Origin of the sequence: Streptomyces sp. NPDC048566 (assembly GCF_043199735.1) — a bacterium.
In the GTDB taxonomy this organism is placed as follows: Bacteria; Actinomycetota; Actinomycetes; order Streptomycetales; family Streptomycetaceae; genus Streptomyces.
On sequence record NZ_JBICWL010000051.1, the window covers coordinates 1 to 1,929 of the forward strand.

The window sequence follows — 1,929 nt, forward strand, 5'->3', positions numbered from 1 at the left end:
CCACACCCGCAGGCACCAACCCCAAACCCTCATCCAGCACATACACCCGCGTATTCGCCAACGGCACACCGATCGGCACCGACGAACCGATCGGCGGCTGCGCCATGCGCCAGCGCAGGGCGAAGGTCGTCGCCTCGGTGGGGCCGTACGAGTTCGCGACCACCGTTCCGGTGCCGAGGGCAGTCACCCGGCGGACGGCAGCTGCCGAGACGGCTTCGCCGCCGCAGGAGATCTCACGGAGCGAGGCGAGGACCTCAGGCTCCTCATCGGCAAACAGCGCGAACAGGGAGGCGGTGAGCCAGGCCGCGGTGACGCCGTGTTCGGTGATCACCCGGCTCAGCTGCGCCACGTCGGCGAGTCCGGGCGGAACCACAACGACGGTGTTGCCGGACAGCAGGGGGACCCAGAGCTCGAAGGTCGACGCGTCGAAGGCGAAGTTCGAGTGCAGCAGAACACGGGCGTGCTCGCCGCCCTCCCACGAGCGATCCCGGGCGAGTTCGACAATGTTGCGGTGCGTGGTCGCGACACCCTTGGGCCGACCCGTCGAGCCGGAGGTGAACATGACGTAGGCGAGCGCCGCGGCACCACCGCAGTCGGCCACCGGGTTGTCGGTGGGGGCGTCCCCGAAGGTGTCCGCGTCTTCGACGCCGACGGCAAACGGCCCGTCGGCCGTGGCCACGAGGAGGTCCGGGGCGGAGGCGGTCGCCTTGTCGGTGAGGACGGCAACGGCTCCGGTCTCCTCCAGCATCAGGCGGATACGCGCCGCGGGCTGGCCGGTTGCCAAGGGCACGTAGGCGGCCCCCGCCTTGAGTACGGCCAGCAGGCCGACGATCAGCTGCGGCGAACGCTCCACGGCCACCGCCACCGTGCCACCCGGCCGGACGCCCAGTCCGATCAAGTGGTGCGCCAGCCGGTTGGCCCGCGCGTTGAGCTCGGCGTACGTCAGGCCCCCCTCGTCCGAGGCCACGGCCACCGCGTCCGGCACCCGCCGGACCTGCTCCTCAAAGAGCTCATGGACACACGCGTCCGCCGGATACTCCGCAGCCGTATCGTTGTACTCGACCAGCAGACGGTGCCGCTCCTCGGGCGTGAGCAGTTCGAGCGTGCTGAGGCGGCGCTCGGGGTTCCGTACGGCCTGCCGCAGGACGGTGACCAGGCGGGTCGCGAGGGCCTCGGCCGTGGACCGATCGAAGAGGTCGGTCGCGTACTCCAGGACTCCGGAGATGCTCTGCGCCTCTCCCTCGCGGGTCCGCACCTCGTCCAGGTAGAGGCCCAGATCGAACTTGGCTACGGCCGTGGGCACCATGCCCGCCGATCCGCTCAGTCCCGAGAGTTCGACCGCACTGGAGGCGCCTGCGCCAAAGGCCAGCGCGACCTGAAACAGGGGGTGACGGGCCGGGGATCGCTGAGGGTTGAGGGCTTCCACGACCCGGTCGAAGGGCATGTCCTGGTTTGCATACGCCTCCACGTCGGAAGTCCGTACGCGGTCCAGGAGTTCGGTGAATGCCGGATCGCCGGAGGTATCGGTGCGCAGCACGATCATGTTTGCGAAGAAGCCGACCAGCTCGTCCAGGGAGGCGTCGGACCGCCCGGCCACCGGGGTGCCGAGGGGGATGTCGTCACCCGCTCCGGACCGACTCAACAGTGCGGCGAATGCGGCCTGGATCACCATGAAGACCGTGAGCTGGTGGTCCTGGGCGAGGCGTACGAGGTCCTCGTAGAGCTCGTGCTCCACGGTGATCACCACGCCTGCGCCGGCGTGGCTGGCTGTGGCGGACCTGGGCCGGTCCACGGGCAGAGCCGTCTCCTCCGGCAGGCCCTTCAGGTACGTGCGCCAGAATTCGGTGTGGGTGGCGAGGGTGCTGTCGGGGTCTTGTTCGTCACCGAGGAGCTCCCGCTGCCACAGGGTGTAGTCGGCGTACTGTACCG

1 protein-coding gene is annotated in these 1,929 nt (G+C 69.6%); it reads right to left on the reverse strand.

Translation table 11 applies throughout. The features are described 5' to 3' along the window. On the reverse strand, nt 1-1,929 hold a 1,929-nt coding region (locus ACGFS9_RS32720; protein ID WP_393258632.1), incomplete at both ends, for an AMP-binding protein.